This is a genomic window from Paenibacillus taichungensis (assembly GCF_003287275.1).
Classification (GTDB): domain Bacteria; phylum Bacillota; class Bacilli; order Paenibacillales; family Paenibacillaceae; genus Paenibacillus; species Paenibacillus taichungensis_A.
Genome location: NZ_QEVW01000015.1, coordinates 242,451 through 266,777, shown reverse-complemented (window position 1 = coordinate 266,777; position 24,327 = coordinate 242,451). Strand labels below are relative to the sequence as shown.

The window sequence follows — 24,327 nt, the reverse complement described above, 5'->3', positions numbered from 1 at the left end:
AACGGATAAGGATGAGTATGAAAAAGGAAGAAGCGGATGTGGTTGTTGTGGGAGGGGGTCCGGCGGGTATAGCGGCAGCCATCGCTGCTGGACGACAAGGTGTTCGAGTAGTACTTGTGGAGCGGTACGGGTTCGTTGGAGGAATGTCGACTGCCGCCATGGTCTATCCTTGGATGACTTTCCATACGGAGAGTGGTGAACAGGTGATTCGGGGTATCGCCCAGGAAATCGTTGACCGACTTCAGGCGCGCGGCGGCTCTCCGGGGCATCTTCGTGATACGGTTGGATTTGTGCACACCGTTACGCCTTATCATCCGGCGATCTATCAAGTGGTTGCGGCGGAGATGCTGCAGGAGGAAGGTGTGCGGCTGTTATTGCACAGCTTCGTAGATGAAGTGGTTATGTTGGATGATCGGATAGAGGCGGTACGTCTGACGAACAAGTCTGGCCGAATGGAGCTCAGAGCGAACGTATTCGTGGATGCCAGCGGTGATGCGGATGCGGCTTATCTTGCGGGCGCTTCTATTGCAAAGGGGCGAGATGGCGATAACCAATCACAGCCGATGACCATGAAATTTCGAATGCGTGGTGTGGACCTTGGACGAGTAAAACAATATATGCAGGAGCACCCTGAGGATTTCTATGCCAAAACCCCCTTCTCCGAACTGGACAGTATTCCGTTAACCGGGGTGAGTGGCTTCTATTCCCAATGGAAAAAAGCAGGTGTGCCGATTAATCGTGATCAGGTATTGTTTTTTACCGGTCCTGCTGAAGATGAAGTATTGATTAACTGCACCCGGGTACAGGGGTTGGATGCTACAGATGCAGAAGATCTGACCTCTGCTGAACAGGAAGGCAGGAAGCAGGTGCTGATGATCGCTGAGTTTTTGCAGCGTGACGTGCCTGGATTCGAGCGGGCTTCGATCTCAGCAGTAGCACCTCAGATCGGTATCCGTGAATCCAGGCGAATCATGGGACACTATGCATTGACCAAGGACGATGTGGTTGCAGGGCGAAAATTTGACGATGTAATCGCCAGAAGTGGCTATCCGATTGATATTCATGATCCCTCCGGTCAAGGCGTCGTAGCGGCCTTTATAGAAGGAGACGGAGCATACGATATTCCGTACCGCTCTCTGATCTCCCGTAATATTCGTAATCTGCTGGCGGCAGGTCGATGTATCTCTACCACACATGAGGCTCACGCAACGACAAGGCTGACTCCAAGCTGCATGGCTACGGGGCAGGCGGCGGGAACAGCATCTGCTTTAGCTGTTCAGATGAAGCTAGATCCGTTGGAACTGCCGGTAGCGGTGCTGCAAAAGGAACTACGTTGTAACGGAGCAGCGATTTGAGGGATGATTCCTGTGCGAGCAGACTATGATGAAATCCAAATAAGACTCCAAAACCACTATTGAAGTGGAGCTGGAGTCTTATTTGGGTTGTAATGGGGGTTGCAATGGAAGCGTCAATCATCTGATCATCAAGTCATTCGTGCTTCAAGCCGCCGCGCCACAATGGACAACGTGTAGTTGATGACGAAGTACAATACGGCTGCGAGCAGCAGGGCAGGGATGACGTAATCGAAGCTCTGACCACCGAGGATCTGCACATTGTGCATCAGTTCCGGCAAGGAGATGATGATCGCCAGTGAAGTATCCTTCAACAAAGAGATGAACTGGCTCACCATCGGTGGCGACATACGTCGCAAAGCCTGGGGCATGATGATGCCGCCAAGTGTCTGCATATAGCTCAGGCCGGAGGAGCGGGCGGCTTCCACCTGTCCGCGCTCGATCGATTTGAGTCCGCTGCGGACGATCTCTGCGATCATGGCGCCTTCGAACAGACTTAGTCCAACAACCGTGGACCAGAAGACGGACATTTTGATCCCGAGCTGGGGAAGTACGATATGAATGAAGAAAATGATCAGCAGCAGCGGCAGATTCCGGATCGTATCCACGATGACGGCCACAATCTGTGACAGGACCGGAATTCGGGTGTATCGAACGGTACCGAGCACGGTACCGAGAACAAAGCTGAATACAATCGACAACCCTGCCACTTGCAGGGTAATCAGGAATCCGTGCAGCAGGAAACGAAGGTTGGGCCAGGCGTAGGCCCCGCTAAAGTCCATGGATCATCGGCCTCCTTCTGTGAGTTGGACAAGGGTTAGAATGACTGTCTGTTTTACATGGTGACCTGACCCGTTGGTTTGTTCTTTTTTGGTTTGCCTTTGGCGCGGCTGGCATCCGCATCACTTTGTCCTAAACGGCGCTCCATATAGTGAACCAGGAAGCTGAGCGGCAAAGTCAGCACCAGGTAGAACAGTGCAACAATGGTGTAGACGCTCAGCGGCAGGAACGTATCCGAGTTGATCAGATCGGCAAAATACATCAGATCCATGCCTGCTACAACCGCTAGGATGGATGAGTTTTTGACCAGATTGATAAACTGGTTGCCAATGGACGGCAATACAATCTTGATCGCTTGTGGCAAAATGATCAGGTTCATGGCCTGTACGTAGGACAGACCGGAAGATCTCGCAGCCTCTAACTGCCCGCGAGGGACTGTCTGAATGCCCGCCCGGATCGCTTCGGCAATGAAAGCGGCCGTATAGATGGTAAGACCGAGTGTACCCGAGATGAAGCCATCCAATGAAATGCCGAGTGCCGGCAATCCTAGATAGAAGAAAAACACGACAAGCAGCAGCGGGATGTTACGGATAAACTCCACAAAAGCCGTGCCGATCCAGTTGAGTGGTTTGATGGGGGATATCCGAAAGATAGCCATGATTGCACCCAGAATAAAGCTGCCAATCAAGGCCATGATGCTCACCTGGATGGTATTGAGGAACCCTTCCAGGAATCGATCCGAATGTTTGATCAGTACGCTGAAGTCCAATTTGCCCATGTAGGCAAAGCCTCCGTTCTCCAGATGTAGAAGCGACGATTGCATCCTGCTCATGCATTGCATATTACAGGCGAGGTCGCCGCTTAACCATCATTAATCGGGGTTACTCTGGCTTGCTGCCCAGCCATTTTTCATGCAACGTATCATATTCACCGCTGTCTTTCATGCTTTTGAGCAGGCTGTTTACTTCTTCGACGAAGGCTGTGTCGCCTTTGCGAATCGCTATGCCGTAAGGTTCGCTCGTGAAATTGCCACCAACCAGCTTGTAGTTGTTATCTGTCTGCTGCATGCCGATCAGGATGATGTTATCGGTCGTCAGAGCTTCGCCTTTGCCCGCTTTGAGGGCTGTGAAGGCATCCTGATAGTTATCGAATTCCAGCACCTCGGCATTTGGGGCTTTTTCGCGAATGTTTTGCGCAGAGGTCGAGCCTTTGACGGCAAGAACCTTCACACCGTCGAGACTTTCCAGACCGGTAATCGCGCTATCATTTTTCACAAGTAGGGACTGCCCGGCTTCAAAATAGACATCACTGAAATCGACTTGTTCCTTGCGTTCATCTGTAATCGTCATCGTAGCGATGATGAGATCAATATCGCCGTTTTGTAGCATCGGAATGCGAGTTTTGGACGTTACTTCCTTCAGTTCTACCTTTGTTTCGTCTCCAAGAATTTGTTTGGCGAGTGCTTTGGCGATATCAATATCGAATCCTTCGACTTCGCCACTTGCAGGGTCCTTCAAACCGAACAATTTGGTGTCATATTTCACGCCGGCAATGAGCTTGCCGCGCTCTTTAATCTGTTCAATCGTGCCTTTGGCTTCTGCATTCCCACCAGAACCACCGCTGCTGCTACTTTCCTCTCCCGTGCTACAACCGGACAAGACAAGGGATAGAATCAGAACAAGCATAAACGACGGCCACTTTAATACATTTTTCATTTGGTAAAGACCCCTTTCAAAATGGATTATTCTCAGTGGTGAATCAGACGACTCAGAAATTGCTTGGCCCGTTCTTCTCTCGGGTTGTCGAAAAATTCAGCGGCGGAGGCTTCTTCCACAATTCGGCCTTCATCCATAAAGATGACTCGGTCTGCGACCTCGCGGGCAAAGCCCATCTCATGTGTAACGACGACCATTGTCATCCCGTTATGGGCAAGAGACCGCATGACATCCAGAACTTCCCCGATCATTTCGGGATCCAGTGCAGAGGTGGGTTCATCAAAAAGCATGATTTTGGGCTCCATGGCAAGACCTCTTGCAATGGCTACACGCTGCTGTTGTCCACCGGACAATTGGGAAGGATAACTGTCTGCCTTGTCGGCAATGCCTACACGGGTCAGATACTTCATTGCCGTAGAGGCTGCCTGTGCTTTGGGCTGTTTACGCACCTTCATGGGTGCAAGGGTAATGTTATCGATGACTTTTTTGTGAGGGTAGAGATTGAAGTGTTGAAATACCATGCCGATGTCACGGCGGAAGAGGTTGATGTCCACCTTTTTCTGATGTAAAGGGACACCACTGACGACAAGTTCACCTTCAGTAATCGTCTCCAGACGATTGATGCAGCGGAGCAATGTACTTTTGCCTGAGCCGGAAGGGCCGATAATGACAACGACTTCTCCTTCTTCGATGTGAAGATGAATATCTTTGAGGACATGAAAATGGCCAAAATGTTTCTGGACACCCCTAAATTCAATCAAGAGACCCCATCCTTTCTGCAACATCTGTTTGTAAAAGGAATAATAAGGAATAAATTGAAACTAGTTATTTAATCATACATACTCATCCTGCTAAAGGCAATTGGTTTGTGATAAAACATGACATAAGTAATGGGTTTTATAGGGCTATAGCCAGTAATTATGTTACATGTTTGTTATATTGGTAGCCTCTTTGTGACGAATCCTGACTGAAAAATGAATCCATTCTCCTAGTTGTTTTACAACCATTGGAATAGATGTATAGAGTATACTGGAAGGGATGTTTACTTTATGACTCTGATCATGAAAACAAATAACATCAAATTCTGAATCGTACATGGCAAAAAAGCTCAACCTTATGCCCTATGGCATTGATATGATGGAGCGAGAATGCGCTTTCCAATAAGCGATGCAATACTAAAAATAGTCCGATCCAATTATAGGTAGAGAGGATGTTCTGAACGATGAATACATATTACTCCCCACTTGATACAGGAGAAGGTGTTAAATCCGATACGAAGGCTTATGAAGTGAGTTTACCTGTCATCCCTGCACAGGATTTTCAGATTACGGATTATGGTGCGGTAGGGGATGGATTGACGGATAATACCGAGATGTTTCGACTGGCTATAGCAGCTTGTGCAGAAGCGGGAGGTGGCCGACTTGTCATTCCAGCGGGTGTTTGGTTAACGGGTCCGATTGTTCTCCGCAGTCGAATTGAGCTTCATGCTCAGGCGGGTGCTCTGGTAACGTTCATCCGTAATTTCGATCAATATCCCCTGATTGCGTCCAGCTTCGAGGGTTGGAAGGCAGTGCGGTGTCAGTCCCCTATTGATGGTGAGCAGTTGGAGGATATTGCGATCACGGGTGAGGGGGTTTGGGATGGCGGTGGAGAGGCGTGGCGTCCGGTGAAACGATCGAAGATGACTGCCTCGCAGTGGAATCGACTGGTCTCTTCGGGTGGTGTAGTGGAGCATGCTGGCGGAGACGAAGCCATTTGGTGGCCGTCGACTTCTGCTCTTGAAGGTGGTGCGGTTGCGAATCGTCTGCATCTGGAGCAAGTGCATGATGTGGCTGCTTATGAGGAAGTCAGAGACTTTTTGCGTCCTAACATGGTCAGCTTGCGTCAATGTAAACGAGTGCTTTTGGACGGTCCGACGTTCCAGAACTCGCCTGCATGGAATCTGCATCCGTGGGCATCCGAGCATGTCACAATTCGTAACGTAAGTGTACGGAATCCATGGTTTTCCCAGAATGGTGATGGGCTTGATATCGAATCCTGCCGTCATGTCCTTGTGGAGCAAAGTGTATTCGATGTTGGTGATGATGCGATCTGTCTGAAATCCGGCAAGGATGCAGAAGGTCGTGAACTTGGTCTGCCTTCGGAATATATTACAATCCGCGATTGCACCGTGTATCACGGTCATGGCGGTTTTGTCATTGGCAGTGAAATGTCCGGTGGCGTGCGGCATGTCCGGGTCTCGGATTGTACGTTTATTGGAACGGATATTGGGCTTCGCTTCAAAAGCGCGCGTGGGCGCGGCGGGGTCGTTGAGGATATTCAGGTGGAGCGCATTTATATGAAGGATATCATAATGGAGGCTATCTCGTTTTCCTTTTTCTATGCCAATCAGGAGGGTTCCGCTCGTGGTAGCGACTTGGCTCAGGAGGTCAGTGAGGAGACACCGGTGTTCCGGGATATTCGAATATCGGAGGTGGTCTGCGCAGGGGCAGAAACCGCGTTATTGGTGAGTGGTCTGCCGGAAATGCCACTGGACGGTCTGGTCATTCAGGGATTTACGGTGACGGCTCGTAACGGGGTGCAATGCGCTCATGCGAAGCACCTGCGAATCGCCGATATGAACGCATATATTACCCAAGGATCGTTAATTCATTTGCACCAGTGTAAGGGTGCGGAGCTGGAAGCGATTGAGGGCATGGGCGCAGACGGTCGGCTTCTAATGGTGACAGGACATGAATCGGCAGGGATCGTATGCCGGGAAAGTGATGCAGATACGGAGGGACGCCAAATCTCGGTTGGTCCTGAAGTAAGAAGTGGTGTAATTATCCGCAGGTAAAAAGGGGCCAAACTAGTATACGTTTAGCATATCACCGCGGGCATCTCCTGGCGCGCGGTGTCATGATAGGTTGTCGTATGACAGACGTCCTGCCTCGCTAGTCGCTTTGAAGATCTATCGATGTTCTTTGCGATAGCGAAGTGGCGTCGTCCCAGTCACCTGTTTAAACGTTTTATTAAAATGGGCTGTATGCTCAAATCCTACCTTCTCCGCAATCATTTGCACCCGTTCCTGAGTGGACAGTAAACGTCTCTGTGCCTCCCGGACCCGGGTAACACGCAAATATTCGCTGAAGCGAAACCCGGTAAAACGGCTGAACATCCGGCTCAAATAAGATGGACTGATATAAAATCGTGCTGCGGCCTCTTCTAATGTGAGGGGCTCGGTATAATGATTGTTCACGTAAGTGACGATCTCACTGATCTTATCCTGCATGGGATGATGGGGGACCGGAGAAGATTGCCGAGTATCTTCTTCAACCCGGTGGATCTGAATCAGAATCTGGGCAAGCAGGCTTCTCACCACGATGTCATAATGAGGGCGCCGCTCCCGGCATTCTTGCAGCATCTGCCACAGCATTCGTTCGATCTCGGGCTGTTCCGCATCAGGGAAGTGCAGCAGCCTTGAATGATCGAAGGGGAGCAGACCACATATTCCAAGCTCCATCCCGGTTGCAAAAGAAGGTGAGAATCCGATCAGGATTCGTTCAAAGCCGGGAAGGCTTCCTTTGGATGTCGTATGTACATCATGGGGATTGATCAGGATCAAATCACCTTTGCGGGCGGTAAGAAGCTGACCATTCATGGAATAGACACGTTCTCCTTCAAGCAGATAATACAGTTCGTAAAAAGGGTGGGCATGAGGCTGTGGCATGGCGTTCCCGTCGTGTCTGCTCATATGTTCAATGGTGAATGAACTCTCGCCAATTCGATATTTGGGTCCAATGCGATCCTCTATAACACTCATAACACGTCTCCCCTCTGCGCCAGCTGATTTACGGTTAATATCCATATCATAACGGAAAATCCAGTTTGTTGTAAACGCTATCATTCGAATGAGGGCCCGAATAGACGAAATGAATGGAATGCGGGTGGAATGATTTTCGGCAAGCTTAGATATGCTGTAAAGGTGACAAAAGTCTATTCATGTTTTACAGTAGGGGGAGTGAGGCTAACCTCTGGATAGGGGTGTCTCCAATTCGATTTGGAAGGAAGGAAATAGAATATGACGACACATGAATTATCGCCACTCGTTGCTGCACTGAATATGCAGCCACACGTTGAAGGCGGTTGGTATAAGGAAGAATGGAAGGCATCGTATCAAATTCCCCAATCCGTACTGCCGGATACATACTCAGGTCCTCGATTCTCGGCAAGTTCGACATACTTCCTGCTGCACGCGCATGAAGTCTCGGAATGGCATACCGTTTTGTCAGACGAGCTCTGGTTGTGGCATAGCGGCAGTCCGATTGAATTGAAATTGGGCGGCAACGGAGAAAATCCGGAAAATGAAGAAGTGCTCGTGTTGGGTATGGATATTGCTGCGGGTCAATCGCCGCAGGTACTTGTTCCAGCCGGAGTATGGCAAACCGCACGTCCGCTGGGTGATGAACCTGTACTGGTCACGTGTGTAGTAGCTCCAGGTTTCCATTTTGATGATTTCAAACTGGTATCCAAAGGCTAATATAACCATAAATGAACAAGCAAAATCCCGATCCAGGTGCGTGTGCATCTGGATCGGGATTTTTTGATATTCTCTATATAAGCTGAACTAAAGATTATTTACACCTGCACTCCGATGACAGAATAACCTTCCAATCGCTGTTATCCCCAGATTTTTTTGATTCCCTTTTCTTAAGGGGAAAATCCGGTGATAAGCCTATGCTTACGACGTAGCTTTCTTGCAGAAAGCTTTCAGGCGAACGCTTCGCTTTTTCAGGTTTTTTCTGTCCTCTCCGTTTCTGTGTAAATGATTAGTTCAACTTATATAACTTTGATTATATATTGAGGTTAGAAGTTAAAGTTGTCCGGATCGGAACCAAAACGTTTATTCTCGTTCAATTGATTAATGCGTTCGATTTCTTCCGTGGTTAACTCAAAATCAAACAGGTCTGCGTTATCGCGAATGCGCTGTGGTGTAACGGATTTAGGTATGGTTACAATACCATTTTGCAGATCCCAACGCAGTATGACCTGTGCCGGTGATTTGCTGTACTTGGCAGCGATCTCCAGAAGAAGCGGATGCTCCAGCAAATGTCCTTGACCCAGTGGAGACCAGGCTTCAATCTGGATCTGATGTTTGCTGCAATACTCCCTTAGCTCCGTTTGGATCAACAGCGGATGCAGTTCCACCTGATTCACAGCAGGTTTAATGGTGGCATCGGTCATGAGGTCCTCCAGATGGTGGATCTGGAAGTTGCTCACTCCAATGGCGCGGATGCGTCCTTCCTTATGCAGCTTCTCCAGCGCTCTCCAGGTATCCTTGTACTTGCCTTTGACAGGCCAGTGGATTAGATAGAGATCGAGATATTCCAGTTCGAGTCGTTCCATGCTTGCTTCAAAAGCCGCCAGTGTGGATTCGTAACCTTGGTCTCCGTTCCACACTTTGGTGGTAATGAACAGATCCTCGCGGGCGATTCCGGATTCACGAATACCCTGAGCTACACCGGTTTCGTTGTTATACGCTTTTGCTGTATCGATACTGCGATAACCTGCCTGAATGGCCGTTTTGACGGCATCAACCACTTCTTCTCCATCTTTAACTTTGAATACGCCAAAACCCAGCCAAGGCATTTTGACTCCGTTATTAAGTGTCGTTGTGTCCTGCACGTGTTTCATGGTCCGAAATTCCTCCTCTGATTCATTCATTATTCCATTATGTAATTACCCTGTTGACCGCCAGCCAATCCTAAATGAAGGGCCGTCTGTATTGATTATACTAAAACCTTTTTGGTAATGGAAAAGAATACGACCATTTCGATAGGAAAAACCCCTCTTTTATCCTTTTTCGCCAGCCAGAGGTTTGGTTTTGACGCTTACGGGTGATAAGATGAAGTATACGAAATATGGAAACAGAATCTTTCCTATGGAAGGGATCACATGAAGAACAGAGGAGCACGGGAAAGTTGAAGGTCATTGAACCTGTGTGATTAACGATAAAGGAGTAAGAATAAAATGGCTAAACCTAAACAAACCAAAAAAGCAGCAGCCTGGTCTCTCGTTGTTATGGGAGCAGGGTTTGCTGCATCATTGCCGTTTCAGGGTGGTGTTGTAGGCAAACTGCTGGTAGGGTCATTTGAAGCGGGGTTGGTAGGTGGACTTGCGGACTGGTTCGCCGTAACAGCGTTGTTCCGTCATCCACTGGGTATTCCGATTCCCCACACGGCATTGCTGCCCAAAAATCGGGATAAATTGACCGAAGGTCTTGTCTCCGCAGTGGAAAATAACTTGCTGAACAAGGATAGCATCACCGAGAAAATTGCGGGTTTCAAGGCGGCAGAAATCGTGCTGGATACGATGACGCGGGAACTTCACAACGATGGAGTCAAGACCATGATCGATACGCTCTGCAAACGAATCCTTGCAGGTCTGCCGTTGGAGCAGATTGCTCCACTGGTTGCGGGCGAGATCAAATCACAGGCAGGAGCCTTCGACCTAGGGCCTATTCTGGAACGGGCTTCGATCCAGATGAGTGAGCGTGGATATGATGCCAAAGCACTGGACTACGGTCTGAAGCAGGCAGAGGAATGGCTGGTGAAGCCAGAAACGATTATGTTTTTGGGTGAGAGTGGCTTAAAGGCGATCAGTGGCATCCAGATGAACGGATTAATGCAATTTGCGATGAATGCGTTCATGGGCTATCTGAATGAGGAGCGTATGGGCAGCATTTTGCAAGGGTATCTGTTTGACCGGGTGGAGGATATGAAGCGAGAGGGCAGTGCTCTTCGTTACAAAGTGCTAGATCTGTTGCGAACCCAGGCTATCCGGCTGGCAATGAGTGAAAGTGTGCAGGATGGAGTCAACGGCTGGAAAAACAACATGCTGGATGGATGGAACGCAGAGGAAACCGTGCTGAACAAACTCATTGAATTGAGGGATAAGGCGCTCGCTGCGATGGAAGATGGTCAATATGTGGAGACGTTTGCTTTACCTGCGATTGAGCGGGTATTGTCTGATTTGCGGTCAGATGATGCTTTATTGGCAGGATTGAATGCCAAGATTGTGGAAGGTGTAACGACGCTGCTGGAGAAAAACCATTCCAAAATCGGCAACCTCGTGCGCGAAAACGTGGACAAAATGGACAATGCCTCATTGATCTCCTTGATTGAGGATAAAGTAGGACAGGATCTGCAGTGGATTCGGATTAACGGGGCTGTTACCGGATTTATAATCGGGATTGCATTGACCGCCCTGCGGATGGTATTGGAGTAAATCATTGAAATGGTAAGATTAGGGCCGCTCTCTGGAGCAGGCTCTTTTTCGTCTGGGAAATTTATGAATAGACAACTGGTGCAAAAACAGTTGAATTGGGTAATGTACACCCGAATGCTCTAATGGAATCATTTAGGAACAAAGTTACATAAAAACGATGCCAACAGCCGATGTGATCATGTTGATTTTGTACTATGATGCAGTTAACAGGAGAATAGAGTGGATACAGGAATATATTTTAATGATTAATGAAAAAGAAAAGGTGATTGATAATGAGATTGAAGCGGCGATTCGCATGTATGTTTTTTTTGATCATACTATCCACTTTTATTTTGGGAGGGTGTCAGAACATGAAGGAAAGTGAAAAACAGGCCTATTTTAAAGAAGCGGAAGCGGAAGCCGTAAAATATCTGAAAAATAAATATGAACTGGATGTCGTCATCACGAATAAAGAGTTGTTACCTGAGATGGCGCTTGATTCTATAGCTATGGAAGGACATGTGGTTGAACATGAGGACCAAGAATTTACGATCTCGTACGACTATGAGGATAAAAAAATCAAAAACTTTGGCATGAGTCCGGCAATTAAGGAAGCGATTATAGCTAAGGGATATGATCCGTTTAACAAATAAATCATAATTCAGGATTGATTTTTTTGGAGGTGCACGGTTGTGAGTAAATCACCAAAAATTGATGATGAGACATACAACAAGATGTCTGAATTAGCATATGAGAATCTGAAATCAGGTGTTGAGTTTGAGGATCTTCCTGGATGGCAAGTTCTTGAGGACACGCATGGAAACAAAAAATCCGGTTTTGATGCGGTGACCTTCTACAATCCGGAGACCAAGCAGGCGGTTATTGCTTATCGTGGCACGGAGGGAAGTGCATCGTTGGATCGCAGCGTTCCTGATTATTATGCGGACGCTCAAATCGGTTTGCCCGAGCTTGGCAGAAAGATTGAACAAAGTACTGACCTTACGCCAGATTGGTTAGCTAATGGAATTCAGAAGGTAAGAGATGTGACCGGGGTCACTAAAGTCGAGAATGCTGTGGGAGAACTGGATAAAAAGCTGGATAAGACATTTGGCCTCGGCCCCAACCAGATGTATGAAGCGGAAGATTACGCCAAAGATATGCAGAAAAAATACAAGGATTTGGATTTTTCGCTGACAGGGCATTCGCTTGGAGGGGGGAATGCCCAGTATGCGGCTGCATACACGGGACTTTCCGCGGTGACGTTTAGCGCGCCATCCGTAATCTCCAGTCTCACGCCAGAGGCGAAACGAAAGGCCGAAGAGGGTGGGTTTGATAGCCAAATCATTAACTACGGACATCCCGGAGATTTTGTAACCAGCGGATTTTTTGGTGGATATGATCGTCACGTAGGTTCCATGTATTACATCAATTCCAACTATGAGGATATGAATGATGACATGGGCATGTGGGATAAAATCAGTAACACCTTTGGTGGTGAGGAGTACCACAGTCTGAAACAGTACAAGTTCGATAACGGCTATATTTCCAATGATTTATACGATCCGATTACAGGCGAGCAAATCAGTTATTCACCACGTCAGCCGTCCAATGTCCTGTCTGATCTCGCAGCATTCATGCGGAACCTGGGTGGACAAGCAGGAAGCCTTGCAAGAGGTATGGCCGCAGCAGCAGGAGTGTCTGGCCTGATTCAGGTGACGCCCGAGGAACTCAAAAGTGTCGCTGCCCGGTGGAAGCAAAATGCACAACAGTGTAATGCAGAGTTGAATACGGTACGGAGCCGGATGGCTCAATACCTGCATTCCAGCCGCAGTCGCAGACTTGAACCTATCGTCACTCATCTGGATGCATCTATTAACGAATTGAGCACATGGCATATGAAGCATACGAGTCAGTTTTTGAACTTTATCGAAGAGAAGGCGGAAGCATTCCGTCAGGCAGATGAGAGTCAAGTCAGTTTTAAATAGAATTTTGCAAGAAGGGCCTGGCGGTTGGAACTTACATAAAGGGAGGGAACACGAGTGAGCGGACAATTGCTGGTAGAGTTGAATGATCTTCGGATTGCTGAAAAGGAATTGACCCAGCTGCTTGCCCGTCTCCAGGCAGATGAGCAGGAGGCGAGAAGCCTATACAACCGTCTCGACGACTGGAAGGGACAATCGGCTGATTATACAAGGCAGCAGATCGAAGCGTTCTTCGCGGGTCTATCTGGACGGATACAGTCGATTGAACAACAGAAGAAAAGCTTGGTGCAATATATTGAAATTATGATCCAAACGGATCAGGAACGGTAGGTGACACTGTTCATCATCAGCGGGCGTAAGCATGAGTTTGAAATCGAAGTCAGCTTATGCATAGAGATAACAAAAAGGAGCCTCGGTACATCGGGATAGATCCCGTATGCCAAAGGCTCCTTTCTTTTTTGTCTACATACAAGATTGCATGTTAGTCTTAACGTTTTTTGCGGCGTGTTGCCAGAGCGATACCCAGGAAGGAAAGGATCAACGCCAGAATGGATACAATCAGTGTTGCCTGCTGCAGCTTCAATGTGCCTGGATCTGAATCCGTGTTGTTTGGCTCACCAGTAACGGTGTCATTCAACGCGTCACCCAGTGTGGTATCGTCGTTTGCCTTTGTATCATCAACCTTCGCTGCTTCATCATCATGACCCGCATTGCCGGCTGTGCCCGCACTATCATGACCCCCGCCTGCAGCAGCATTACCTGCAGCAGCAGGATCTTGGCTGATTGCCGTAATACTGTGCGGGTTGCTGTCGCTTGGTCCGCCTGTCCATTCCACGATGCTGCCATCGCTATAATACTGGAACGCATCCCAGGCTACTTCTGTTTCGGCATCCGGATTCTGTGCTACGAAGTTGAACTGCTGGAATTGACCAGCCAGAATTCCTTCGTTATCTCCGTCCACTTCCCAAGTGATTGACGTCACTTCATTGGAATCATTTTTTTCGGTAGTGATTTTCCAGCCTGCCAGTGGTTGGTATTGCTTGAATGCAACGCCTTGCGGTACTTTTAGCGTGACTTTGGTGGTAGGCAGCTCTTTTTCGGATGGAATCTTGATGCTATACGTCTGCCATGCACCTGTCAGTGCCACGGTTGGGTTAACGGTAACGTGCGCACTGGCGAATCCGGCGAACAGCATCAGCGCAGCAGCTCCAGCAGTGAGGCTGGATGTCAGTTTGGAAGTCCATGATGTTTTCTTCAAAATAATTTACCCCTCTCAATTCTTCTAATATATAAGCTCAACTAAAGAGTATTTACACTAGCCACTACAATGACAGAACAACCTTCTGATCGCTGTTATCCCCAGATTTTTTGATCCTCTTCTTCAAAGGGGAAAATCCGGGGATAAAGGCGAACGCTTCGCTTCTCCAGGTTTCTTCTGTCCTCTCCGTTATTGTGTAAATGTTTAGTTGAACATATAAGGCCAATCATTAATCGGTTTTAACCTACGGATTAGCAGTGTCGATCTCAAATTCGGTATCCAGCGAATCCAGAGATCGGGTTAGCAGATGCACCTTGATGTTCCAGCGTCCTGGCATGGAGATATATTCTTCTGCCTCGTATACGCCAGTATCATTTTTCGGAATCGTGATCTCGTAAATGCCCATATCCATATCCAGGTGGGTCAGTGAAAGTGTGATCTGTTCCAGATCGTTAACTGTAGTGCCGTCCGGTTTCTTCACGTCGACCTTGAACTGATTCTCTCCGGTACGATTTGGGCTTACCTGAAGTGTAATTGTGGTCCCGTCATCCGTAGTCTGCACTTCTTTATAAGGTCCTGCGGCTGCCGGTTGTCCGGGAGACAAGTGTGTCAGCACGGCAGCCAGCGCAAGCACGACGGCTCCAGCAATCAGTTCGGCCTTGAGGCTGCCAGCAAGTCGGTTGCCACTGCTTGCACGTGCCATTCTGGCATGACGCCAGGCCAGCACAAGCATCACAACAAGCAAGACAACTTTAGCGATAAGCACGAGACCATACGACGTTGTGAATAGGGAGGTAAGTATAGGTGCGGGCAAAATGATCAGGCTGCTGTATATCCCCGTAGCGACGAGAGCAGCAACAGCACCAATCCCCCAAGCTGTAAATCGTCGGATCGCCGTCCAGTAGACCTCTCCTCTCACCGTGGAAGGCAGTTTATCCGCGAGCGGAGGCAGACACACAGCCATGGCGGTTAAAGCGCCGATCCAGAAAGCGGCTCCGATCAGATGAACGAAGTCCATCGAAATGGCGAGTGCGCGTTGTTCCGCCGCAGCGGGATGTCCTGTCATCGCATGGGTGAACAACCAGCCAAGAACGAGGACCAGTGATCCGTATGATGACCAGATCCGGATACGCAACGAGCGATCCCGGTCATATCCGGAGAGGATGGTAACCGCCAGAAGCATCACAATGAGGATCTGTACCATCCAGATCTGGCCAAATGACGTCAATTTAAGTGCACTGCCCATCAGTGCCCAGCTGAACTCCCCAATGGAAACGCCTGATTCATACAATGTGTTCAGGGGCAGGCTGATCAGAGCGGCAACAGAAGCGGCGCCATAACTGATCCATAACAACCTGTAGCTTCTTGGCACTTCCAGTGGTTCTCTCGCCATGGAAGCAGGCGCAATTCGGAACAGCAGGAAAGCAAGTGTGCCCAGAATCACAGACAACCCCAGATATTGAATCCAGTCGGTCAGCGACAAAATCCATTTTAACGGTCCACCAACCTGGCCTGAACCTGAGGTTAAATCCGCGAGACCGGCAGGAGCGCCAGATGGTTCCCCAATATGAAACACATAGGCTCCCTGAATGGGGTGACCATCCGCAGATACAGCCTTCCAATTCACGGCGTAGGTTCCGTTTCCAAGTCCGGTCCGCAGTCCGGTCTCCAGGATATGAGGACGATCCTCATCGACATGCACATTGCCGTCATCTGCCTGTGTTCCGTCAGGTCCGGTGATTTTAATATCAAAAAAGGCCGTCTGCAAAGACTCGTTGAACTCGAGAGTCAGGCGTTCAGGTGCAGTCGCAACCAGTTCATTTTCACCTGGTGAGGCCTGCACGATATAAGCATGGGCCGATGCCCATTGTGGCATAACAAGGCAAAATAATAACATCAGGGCGCCCATCAATGCCCAGTGCCGTTTGCCCAATTTCGTGGTGAACCTACTCAAAATCAAAAAATCATCACCCTTAGGTCTAGAATTGTAAGTCATTCTTTGTTATCCGAGCACAATCTATACCATTATAACTTTGTCCAAAATAACACCGTATGACTACATTGGGCTATAAAAAAACGAAATGATCCATAGAATTGTGACAAAAACATGAATGCATCGCTATTTGCGCAGCTTACGGCCTGCCAGTCCGCTTTCCAATGCATAGCGGGTTAATTGCACACGATTTTCGAGATGCAGTTTCTGTAAAATATTCTTCAGATGATTTTTCACCGTTTGATCCGAAATGCCGAGTTGGTCGGCAATCTCACGATTGGTATAACCCGCAGATACCCATTGCAGGATCTCTAGCTCCCGCGTAGTCAGGGGATTATCGGGTACATCTTCCGTGCGAGGTGCAGGGAACTCCTGAAGGATTCGATAGGCAAGTTCCTTGCTCAGGGGTGCATCATCACTGACGATGGCGCGAAGGTATTCAAGCCAGGTGGAAGGAGCCAGATTTTTGAGCAAATACCCTTGAGCCCCTTGCTTCAGCGCTTCGAACAGGTACGTGACATCATCAGACACAGTGACCATGACGATAATGACATACGGAAAGCGCAGTTTGATCTGACGGGTGGCTTCCAGCCCATCCATATCCGGCATCTGCACGTCCATCAAAATAAGATCGGGCATCCATTGCCCGGTAAGCTCCAGTGCTTCCAGTCCAGTCGAAGCGGTACCAATAACTTCAAACAAGCTGTCCTCGGATAAAATACTGCAAATCGCCTCACGTGCATGCGCGTGATCATCGACGACTAATACCCGTACAAGTTCCATATTAAGCATGCCCCTTTCCAATGGTTATTCGTGTGTAACCTGGCCTTGAATCAAGGGCGAAAGACCAGCCCATCTGAGCTGCGCGTTCCTTCGTAATTCGCAAGCCGTACCGGTCCTTCAGGTGCAGTGGATCTCCGCTCACACCAACGCCGTTATCCTGAATGAAGATCGACCAGACAAAAGGAGTACCTTCTGCAATGACTCGAATATCTGTGGCCCGGGCGTGTTTGTGTACGTTAAGCAGTGCTTCACGAATGCAGGCGAGCAGTTCTACCTGCTCCTTTGGAGAGAAGAAGGCGCTGTCCAGATTCCATTCCAGCCGCGCCGAAGGGACCGTCTCCACTATAAGTAATTCCACCTGTGATAGCAGGGAAGTTCCCTCCGGTACTGCCGCTTGTCCAGGGACGTAGCGGAGCTGGGCGATGGCCTGCCGTACGTAAGCGTTGACCTCATGTACGGTTTTGCGTATTTCCTGAATTTCATTTTCGTGGCCACTTCCAGCCAAACTGCGCTCGGCCTTGTCTGTTTTTACCGACAGGAGAAAAAGAGACTGCGAGATGCCATCGTGAAGCTCACGGGCCAGTTGATCCCGAGCTTCGAGTGCCATTTTGGAAGCGCGCTCCTGCTCCAGAGCGGCCCTGGCACTTTCCAGCATATTAAATAAGCGACTTAACAAGGTGACACTTATGAGGTAAAGGATAAGCGGGGTAAGCCAGTTGCCCGCATCCATGGAAAGGTAGGGCATCAGGAATTGGTGACGGATGTATTCCCAGATACCAACTGTGAATGTAGGGACCAGCAGAATCATCCATTTAATCTGTTTGTATGACATGAATACAGAACTCCTTTAAGATAAGGTCCATTTATATGTATCCGTTTCAAGGGTTGGCACCATTATAACGTATGCTTGCCTCAGACCCTAGTCTGTCTTTCTTCGGAGGAAATTCGGGTGGATAAGGGAGCATTTAGAAGGATATCTAAGAACAACATGGGGTGAAATTATGTCATGCAGGGTGAGCCTTGATGAGTACAGATGAGCGGGGCTGTATCCATTTTCCCTATTGAAGAAGGTCCTCTATACTTATATAGAACACAAATTCATTACAAAAGATGTTAAGGAGTGAACGCAACAACATGAATCAAGAGGTATTGGAACGTCGCAGCGAGTTGCTTAAGAAGAACATTCATCAAATGCTTCTTCAAGACAATCAGCACGGAATCAGTCGTCAGGATAACATGTTTTTGCAGCAGATGATTAAAGAGCTGCATCAGACTTCACACGAGATGAACACCACTCGATAACGCAGAATCTGCACAAGAATGAAGTGGTCTAGTGCACGATTAATTCTATGATGAACATGAAAATGGCGCTATCCCCGATTAGGCCGGGGGTAGCGCTTTTGGCTTGGTAAGGGGGGATTCTGCGGGTGTTACACAAGTTGTTGCTGCACCGTTCGTTTCTGAATATATCGGATGAACAGCTCGGCCAGCTCGGGATCAAACTGGGAACCGGAGCACATTTGTAGTTCCTTGATTGCTTCATCCACATTTTTCGTTTCCTGATACGGTCGCTCTGTCGTCATGGCATCAAAGGAATCAATCACCGTGAGCATCCGGCACAACCGTGGAATCTCACAGCCTTTCAGACCATAAGGGTAGCCTGCCCCGTCATATCGTTCATGATGCAATTCAATATAGGGAATGAGATCGGCAAAACGCTCGTTCGTCATGGCCATTTTTTTGCCCCAAATGACATGTCCCTTGATCGTTTCCCACTCTTCAGCGGTAAGTTTCTCTTTCTTATTCAGAATGGACCACGGAATCTCCAGCTTCCCGATATCATGAATCAGAGCACCCAGCACGAAATTGCGCTTTTCCACATTATCAAGTTCCAGCAACTCACTTAAATCGAGAGCATATTTATATACACGTTTGGAATGTTTGAACGTATCCATGTCCTTGTATCTGAACAAGTTGAGCTGTTGCTCAATGTCGCGCACATCCTGCACCAGATCAATCTCTTGCTCCATGCCATCATTGCTACCGTGGCGATGCACATTGTTTTTGCCTTGCTTTTTGGCATAATAGAGCGCTTTATCCGCCTGATCCACAAGTTGTGACTTGTTGTACATATCAACCTCATAACGCGCAACACCTGCGGAGAAGGAGAGACAACCGTGCGGAAAAACTTCAACTCCTTCAAAAGGAGTGTCGTTCAGCTGCTTGCGCAGCTTGTTCATGAACGCATAAGCTTCGTCCAGATCCATGCCTGGCATGAGTAAGGTGAACTCTTCTCCCCCGTAACGAAAAGCGGTAACGGGAGTGCCTTCCGTCTTCCGACTGAGGAAATCTCCGAGAAGAGCCAGCAGGCTGTCACCCTGGAGATGACCGAAGCGGTCGTTATACTTTTTGAAATCATCAATATCGATGAGTCCCAGCGAAAGCGGCGTGCCCTGTGAACGGGCGTTCCCGAGCTCGGTCTCCAACATACTTTCAAAATGACTGTGGTTAAACAAACCAGTACGTTGATCCGTGTTGGCCTTTTCCTCAATACTTTGGTACATCACAAACAGCTGTTTGAACGCATGCGATAGCAAAATGCTAAGACTGAGGTAAAGCAGCAGGCCGAGAACGCCGTTATGTACAACGAGAATGGTCAACACGAGCGCCAAAATCAATGTACATAAATAGACGAGCAGCGATTCGGTAACGAACACACGCTTCATCTGCTGTAATGCATCTTTTGTTGAGAAATGAAAAAACAGGCCAAGCGTGATTGTATTGATGATGAAGTAGGCTGCAAGTGCCGCGAAATAGGGCAGCAGGTTATATCCATCCAGTGCTCCCGGAATTCCTCCAGTCCAAGTGAATACATAAGCCGCTCCTGCAATCATTAGGCTGTAAATGCTGAAATTGACAATATGTTTCCACCAAGTGAGTTTGCGATCCTTGATTAACAGGATGAGGGAAACGGGCAGCAGTACAGACAGACTGAATGCACCACCAAACATGAAGATACAGGCGAGGTACACGGAAGAGTCCATGGATTGCTGATTGCCTTTGGGCGGAATTTGAAACGTGAAGTAATCCAAAATCAGCGCCGCACCGAGCATCGTATATACCATTACCCATTCATCTGAGGATAGATGGAGATAAGACCACTTGTTCATATACAAAAAAATACCGATGCCGGTGCAGCTAAGCAACACGACATACATGCTGCTCCGATCTGCTCTATGGATAAGGTTACGAATAAAGTTCATAAAAATTCTCCTGCTTGGTTTAGTCTGCTCTTGATGTGAATATATCGGCTTGTACTATATTGATGTATAACATAACAAGTTACCTCCCAAAAATCCAGAAAGAAAAAACAGGCCGCTGGCAGCCTGTTTGTCTTGGTTGGCGAGTTATGTACTAGCCGCCCAGCTTGTATCCCGAAGTCAATGCAACAACGACAGAAGCTACGATGATTGCGTTGATGACAAGACGGGAATATTTAATGCCTTCGAATTTTTTCATGGAAAAGACCTCCCTTCCTTGGAGTCTGTCCGAATCTCTTCTGACCTGATGGAATTCAATGGCTGCAAAGCTTCTCCGGTTCGATTCACCATCATGTACTGGATAAACAGGAATATGCCAATGTTCATGACTACATCGCCGATGCTGATCACCTGAGTCCGAGGATAAGGACTGGACAGCGGGATGATATCGCCTAGGAATGAAAGATGTGTGGAAGCATCCATCATATAGTGCTTCGACACCGCTCCGCCTTCACGCAGCATGTCCACATAATAGGGACCAAGGACAGCAGAGGCTTCCACGGAAACCGGCATACGCCCACCGTTCACCACCATGACGATGAAGTTGAGAAAGACACCAATCCAGATCAGCGTAAAACCCTTATGATGTCGATTAAGCCACAAAAATGCCAAACCTGTGACATAAACGGCAGCAAACAGGTATCCGTTGATGGATGCAACCCATTCAAGCCTTTCCTGCAAGAAAAAGATGAGGAACTGGGCCAGAAGCAACAGCGGGAAAATCCATCCGCCTCGCAGCTTGAGTGCTGCAAATTGGTGCAGACCATACCGAAATCCTCCACGGAACAGTCCAATGATCAAACCGAGCAGAATGCCGTCGTATACCATGATTAACTCCTGTCTTACAGATATGTGTAAATGTGATTGCGTGTTTGTGTACCTATGTTATTCGACCTTTTACTGGTAAATCCTGCAATGAAATATATTATTTCGAGAAAAAATTTGCAAAAAAATATACAAAAAACCGCCTTCACGAACCAATGGGTCGAATCCATTGTAAAATTCGGTAAAGACGGCTTTATATTGTGCCAAAATGCGAGGTTTAATGCACTTGAAGAATGTTCAGTTTATTCCGATTCCCCGTTCAGATAGTTGAAGAATGGATGGTCAACCCAGAAGGTGTAACTTGAAATGTCCGCATCAGGGGCCAACTTACGGAAACCTTCCTGAATCGCCTTGGAATTCTCCTTAAGGGAGAAGGATTGTGCGTAATAGTTGCCAAGTGAAATTTTATTGTTGGCAATGATCGGATATTCCGCTAGAGCAGTCGGCGAATAATAGAGCGGCTGCCACCAGGAAGCATGGATCAAGGCAGAGGTGTCATCGCTATTCTTTTTGGCGTACTTCAAAATAATGTCGTTGAAGCGGGCTTTGTCCGCTGTGTTATTGAACTCGAACTGAATGTCATACTCTTTAGCGTAAGCGATGTAGTTGCCATTCTCGATCTGGGTTACTTTGTAATCCGGTGTTTCTTTGGGCTCTCCCCATTCCTTCAAATAGATGAAGGCAGATGTCTTCGGCTGGAACTGTACGTCGGCATCAATGCCTTCACTGCGCAACAGTCCAATTAACTGCACCGCGTGTTTAATATCATCATGACCGTAAGTTAAAGTCAGTTCATCGATGAAGTTGGAATCAAAGCGACTGTCCTTAAGATTGTAACCAGTGACGAGATCATTTCTCAGAGCTTGATCCACAATGGTCCGAAGTTCCGGTGCTTCTATTAAATCAGCCGTGCGATAGGCAGCGTACAATTTGGAGTAAATGTCAGCGTCGCCGGAACGGCCAATTTCATTTTTATATTTACCCTGACTGTTCAATACCCGTCCAAGCAAAATGTTGGCAAAATCGGAAGTTGCTTCGCCACCTTTACGGAGAGCAGGGTACAGACTTTCCGGAATCAGACCAGTATCAACGGCAGCGGCAAGTTCTTGCGCGGCTTGTCCCTGAACGCGGCTTGAGCTAATGCCCAGTTTCGCAAGTGCCTTCGCTGTTTTGTCTTCAGGATATGTATAGGCCAGCTCTTTGAATCCAGCTGCTTTGACTGCAATGAAGACAGCGGCATAAGTACTCAATTTGTCGTTGGCACGCACTTCTGTACCGGATAGGATGCCGTTGTTATATAAGGAAGCGGCAGCTTTATAAGCAGAATCATTCGAGTTCAGATCAGTAAAGGCTGGGGCCTTAGCTTCACTGTTACTAGCGTCATCTGTAGCAGGAGCAGCTTGATCAGCTTCAAGAATGGCAGCAATCGCCTTAATGAAGTCACCCTTCGTTAGCTGCTTCGGCAATTGGATATTGTATTTGGCTTGTAAGAATTGGGCGTAATCGGCTGCACTCTCGGTATAGACTGAAGGAGCTTGTGCTACCGGCCCTTTAACAGCCTGTGAGGTCGTTTGTCCGTCAGGAGTTGTCGATGCTGCGGATACCGAAGCGGGCAAGCTGAGGCTGCCGAGTGTAACCGGAGCGGCGAGCAGAGCGGCCAGTGTGATCTGGGTGATTTTTTTCAAATGAATAGCCTCCTCAAAATATGATTGGAAAATAAAGAAGATTGGGTTATAATTCTGACAAATCCTATCTGAATATAATAATTGGATTGACTTTAGCATGGAGCAGCTCTGGATGTCAACGGAAAAAACCTAGGTATAGAGAGGCTTGGGAGGCTTTGTGGAAGGTAAATCAACTATTATATTCCATTTAGTGTATACGCTCAAAGATTTATTGACAAGGATCGACAGTATCCGCTAGGATTATAAAAAAGAATTGTGAAAAGGGGAATTTTCAAAATGAAAAGAGGTTTATCGTTCGTCTTATCGATCATCATGTTGGCTATTTTACTGGCGGCTTGTGGAAATTCTGCTTCCAAAGACGAACAATCGGCCCAAGGTGGGGACAGTGAGAAATCACTGCGCATGGCGCTTGTACTTCCTGAAAAAATCGGGGTAAACCCGTTCTTCGTACAGATGGATGAAGGTTTCAAAAAAGCAGGTGAGGAATTCAAGGTGGATACCAAAACCATTGAATCGACTGATCCGGCTGCATTTGAGCAAAATCTGCGTGCTGCCGTTGCTGAGAACTATGATCTAATCATTACAGCAACCTTCCAGGCAGAAGATGCATTGAAAAAGGTTGCTGCCGAGAATCCGGACAAGTCCTTTGCCGTTGTAGACACAACGGTTGATCTGCCTAACGTTCGTAGCGTTGGTTTCCATGAATATGAAGGAGCATACCTGCTCGGTGCAGCTGCCGGACTATCTACAAAAACAGACAAAGTCGGCATGATCGCTGCGATGGACGTTCCGTTGATCAAGAAATATACAGAAGGTTTCAGAGCCGGTCTGGAATCAGTTAACCCGAATGCGGAATTCCTCGTAAACTACGTTGGTGGATTTAACGACCCGGCCAAAGCAAAAGAGCTGGCATTGGTACAATTCGGCAAGGGTGCTGACTTCATCGCTGGAGCATCTGCTGTAGGTGATCTGGGCGTATTCGAAGCCGCGAAGGAAAAAGGCTTCTATACTTCAGGTCAGGATACGGACCGTACCGTTGAAGATCCGGAACATATTGTATTGTCTCAATTGAAGTCGACCGACACGGTTGCTTATCAGACAGTGAAGGATTTTGTAGAAGGTAACTTCAAAGCAGGCGCTGTGAACTATGGCTTGAAAGAAGATGGTGTAGGCCTGACTTATGTAACTCGTGATAGCGAATCTCCATTGAATGCTTTTGTTGGACAAGAGGTTATCGACAAGGTTAAAGCGATCAAGGATGATATCGTATCTGGCAAAATCGTTGTGAAAGATCCTTTGCAACAATAGTATTCTTTGTCCAATAGGACTGAGTGATTGAGTTGATCAGCCGGCTGCCCGATCAGGCAGCCGGTTTTGCTGCTATTTAAG

At 47.9% G+C, this 24,327-nt stretch carries 23 protein-coding genes; 10 read left to right on the top strand and 13 right to left on the bottom strand.

Annotated elements, in window-relative coordinates; genetic code table 11:
• Positions 1–17 precede the first annotated feature (17 nt).
• Positions 18–1,355: an FAD-dependent oxidoreductase gene (locus tag DC345_RS23545; protein WP_113055326.1), complete on the top strand. Its 1,338-nt coding sequence runs from the start codon at positions 18–20 to the stop codon at positions 1,353–1,355.
• 128 nt (positions 1,356–1,483) lie between these two features.
• On the opposite strand, the gene DC345_RS23540 is transcribed toward DC345_RS23545, so the two are convergent.
• The 4 genes from DC345_RS23540 to DC345_RS23525 form a co-directional block, all read right to left on the bottom strand.
• Positions 1,484–2,134 (bottom strand): amino acid ABC transporter permease, encoded by a 651-nt coding sequence (locus tag DC345_RS23540; RefSeq protein WP_063566273.1) that lies wholly within the window; start codon positions 2,132–2,134, stop codon positions 1,484–1,486.
• A gap of 53 nt (positions 2,135–2,187) precedes the next feature.
• On the bottom strand, positions 2,188–2,910 hold the full coding sequence (locus DC345_RS23535) for an amino acid ABC transporter permease (RefSeq protein ID WP_113055254.1): 723 nt from the start codon (positions 2,908–2,910) through the stop codon (positions 2,188–2,190).
• Positions 2,911–3,013: 103 nt separating this feature from the next.
• Positions 3,014–3,847 carry an ABC transporter substrate-binding protein gene (locus tag DC345_RS23530; RefSeq protein WP_113055252.1) on the bottom strand — a complete coding sequence of 278 codons (834 nt, stop codon included), beginning with the start codon at positions 3,845–3,847 and terminating at the stop codon, positions 3,014–3,016.
• A gap of 32 nt (positions 3,848–3,879) precedes the next feature.
• Positions 3,880–4,632 carry an amino acid ABC transporter ATP-binding protein gene (locus DC345_RS23525; protein ID WP_079695864.1) on the bottom strand — a complete coding sequence of 251 codons (753 nt, stop codon included), beginning with the start codon at positions 4,630–4,632 and terminating at the stop codon, positions 3,880–3,882.
• Positions 4,633–5,069: 437 nt separating this feature from the next.
• Here DC345_RS23525 and DC345_RS23520 point away from each other — a divergent pair, with 437 nt between their 5' ends.
• On the top strand, positions 5,070–6,683 hold the full coding sequence (locus DC345_RS23520; RefSeq protein ID WP_113055250.1) for a glycoside hydrolase family 28 protein: 1,614 nt from the start codon (positions 5,070–5,072) through the stop codon (positions 6,681–6,683).
• Positions 6,684–6,797: 114 nt separating this feature from the next.
• On the opposite strand, the gene DC345_RS23515 is transcribed toward DC345_RS23520, so the two are convergent.
• Complete coding sequence (locus DC345_RS23515; RefSeq protein ID WP_113055248.1) at positions 6,798–7,649, bottom strand: helix-turn-helix transcriptional regulator; 852 nt, start codon at positions 7,647–7,649, stop codon at positions 6,798–6,800.
• A gap of 258 nt (positions 7,650–7,907) precedes the next feature.
• Between DC345_RS23515 and DC345_RS23510 the strand changes: the two genes are divergently transcribed.
• Positions 7,908–8,366 carry a cupin domain-containing protein gene (locus tag DC345_RS23510; RefSeq protein ID WP_109999303.1) on the top strand — a complete coding sequence of 153 codons (459 nt, stop codon included), beginning with the start codon at positions 7,908–7,910 and terminating at the stop codon, positions 8,364–8,366.
• Positions 8,367–8,692: 326 nt separating this feature from the next.
• On the opposite strand, the gene DC345_RS23505 is transcribed toward DC345_RS23510, so the two are convergent.
• The gene (locus tag DC345_RS23505) at positions 8,693–9,520 is read right to left on the bottom strand and encodes an aldo/keto reductase (protein WP_113055247.1); all 828 of its coding nucleotides are present in this window, start codon (positions 9,518–9,520) and stop codon (positions 8,693–8,695) included.
• Positions 9,521–9,856: 336 nt separating this feature from the next.
• Here DC345_RS23505 and DC345_RS23500 point away from each other — a divergent pair, with 336 nt between their 5' ends.
• From DC345_RS23500 to DC345_RS23480, 5 genes are all read left to right on the top strand, one after another.
• Positions 9,857–11,113: a DUF445 domain-containing protein gene (locus DC345_RS23500; protein WP_113055245.1), complete on the top strand. Its 1,257-nt coding sequence runs from the start codon at positions 9,857–9,859 to the stop codon at positions 11,111–11,113.
• 157 nt (positions 11,114–11,270) lie between these two features.
• On the top strand, positions 11,271–11,477 hold the full coding sequence (locus DC345_RS23495; RefSeq protein ID WP_113055244.1) for a hypothetical protein: 207 nt from the start codon (positions 11,271–11,273) through the stop codon (positions 11,475–11,477).
• Positions 11,464–11,745, top strand: a complete 282-nt coding sequence (locus DC345_RS23490; RefSeq protein WP_113055242.1) for a hypothetical protein — start codon at positions 11,464–11,466, stop codon at positions 11,743–11,745. Before DC345_RS23495 ends, DC345_RS23490 begins: the two co-directional genes overlap by 14 nt.
• A gap of 81 nt (positions 11,746–11,826) precedes the next feature.
• Positions 11,827–13,077 (top strand): Tle-like phospholipase domain-containing protein, encoded by a 1,251-nt coding sequence (locus tag DC345_RS23485; protein WP_113055325.1) that lies wholly within the window; start codon positions 11,827–11,829, stop codon positions 13,075–13,077.
• A gap of 54 nt (positions 13,078–13,131) precedes the next feature.
• A complete protein-coding gene (locus tag DC345_RS23480; RefSeq protein WP_113055240.1) occupies positions 13,132–13,404 on the top strand; it encodes a hypothetical protein in 273 nt (90 codons plus the stop codon).
• Positions 13,405–13,561: 157 nt separating this feature from the next.
• Here the strand turns inward: DC345_RS23480 and DC345_RS23475 are convergent, their stop codons facing one another.
• From DC345_RS23475 to DC345_RS23460, 4 genes are all read right to left on the bottom strand, one after another.
• Positions 13,562–14,332, bottom strand: coding sequence for a YcnI family copper-binding membrane protein (locus DC345_RS23475; RefSeq protein ID WP_258530773.1), 771 nt, complete (start codon positions 14,330–14,332; stop codon positions 13,562–13,564).
• A 244-nt stretch (positions 14,333–14,576) separates the two neighbouring features.
• Positions 14,577–16,208, bottom strand: coding sequence for a copper resistance CopC/CopD family protein (locus DC345_RS23470; protein WP_181586707.1), 1,632 nt, complete (start codon positions 16,206–16,208; stop codon positions 14,577–14,579).
• Between the two features lie 243 nt (positions 16,209–16,451).
• A complete protein-coding gene (locus tag DC345_RS23465) occupies positions 16,452–17,108 on the bottom strand; it encodes a response regulator (RefSeq protein ID WP_090904095.1) in 657 nt (218 codons plus the stop codon).
• A gap of 1 nt (position 17,109) precedes the next feature.
• Positions 17,110–17,940, bottom strand: coding sequence for a sensor histidine kinase (locus DC345_RS23460; protein ID WP_113055236.1), 831 nt, complete (start codon positions 17,938–17,940; stop codon positions 17,110–17,112).
• A 302-nt stretch (positions 17,941–18,242) separates the two neighbouring features.
• On the opposite strand from DC345_RS23460, the gene DC345_RS31835 reads away from it, so the two are divergent.
• The gene (locus tag DC345_RS31835; RefSeq protein WP_162842449.1) at positions 18,243–18,410 is read left to right on the top strand and encodes a hypothetical protein; all 168 of its coding nucleotides are present in this window, start codon (positions 18,243–18,245) and stop codon (positions 18,408–18,410) included.
• Between the two features lie 128 nt (positions 18,411–18,538).
• On the opposite strand, the gene DC345_RS23455 is transcribed toward DC345_RS31835, so the two are convergent.
• The 3 genes from DC345_RS23455 to DC345_RS23445 form a co-directional block, all read right to left on the bottom strand.
• Positions 18,539–20,371, bottom strand: coding sequence for a bifunctional diguanylate cyclase/phosphohydrolase (locus tag DC345_RS23455; RefSeq protein ID WP_113055235.1), 1,833 nt, complete (start codon positions 20,369–20,371; stop codon positions 18,539–18,541).
• A gap of 252 nt (positions 20,372–20,623) precedes the next feature.
• A complete protein-coding gene (locus tag DC345_RS23450) occupies positions 20,624–21,256 on the bottom strand; it encodes a DUF5317 domain-containing protein (RefSeq protein WP_113055233.1) in 633 nt (210 codons plus the stop codon).
• Between the two features lie 239 nt (positions 21,257–21,495).
• Complete coding sequence (locus DC345_RS23445) at positions 21,496–22,938, bottom strand: hypothetical protein (RefSeq protein ID WP_113055232.1); 1,443 nt, start codon at positions 22,936–22,938, stop codon at positions 21,496–21,498.
• A gap of 276 nt (positions 22,939–23,214) precedes the next feature.
• Here DC345_RS23445 and DC345_RS23440 point away from each other — a divergent pair, with 276 nt between their 5' ends.
• Positions 23,215–24,246, top strand: a complete 1,032-nt coding sequence (locus DC345_RS23440; protein ID WP_113055230.1) for a BMP family lipoprotein — start codon at positions 23,215–23,217, stop codon at positions 24,244–24,246.
• The last annotated feature ends 81 nt before the right edge of the window (positions 24,247–24,327 follow it).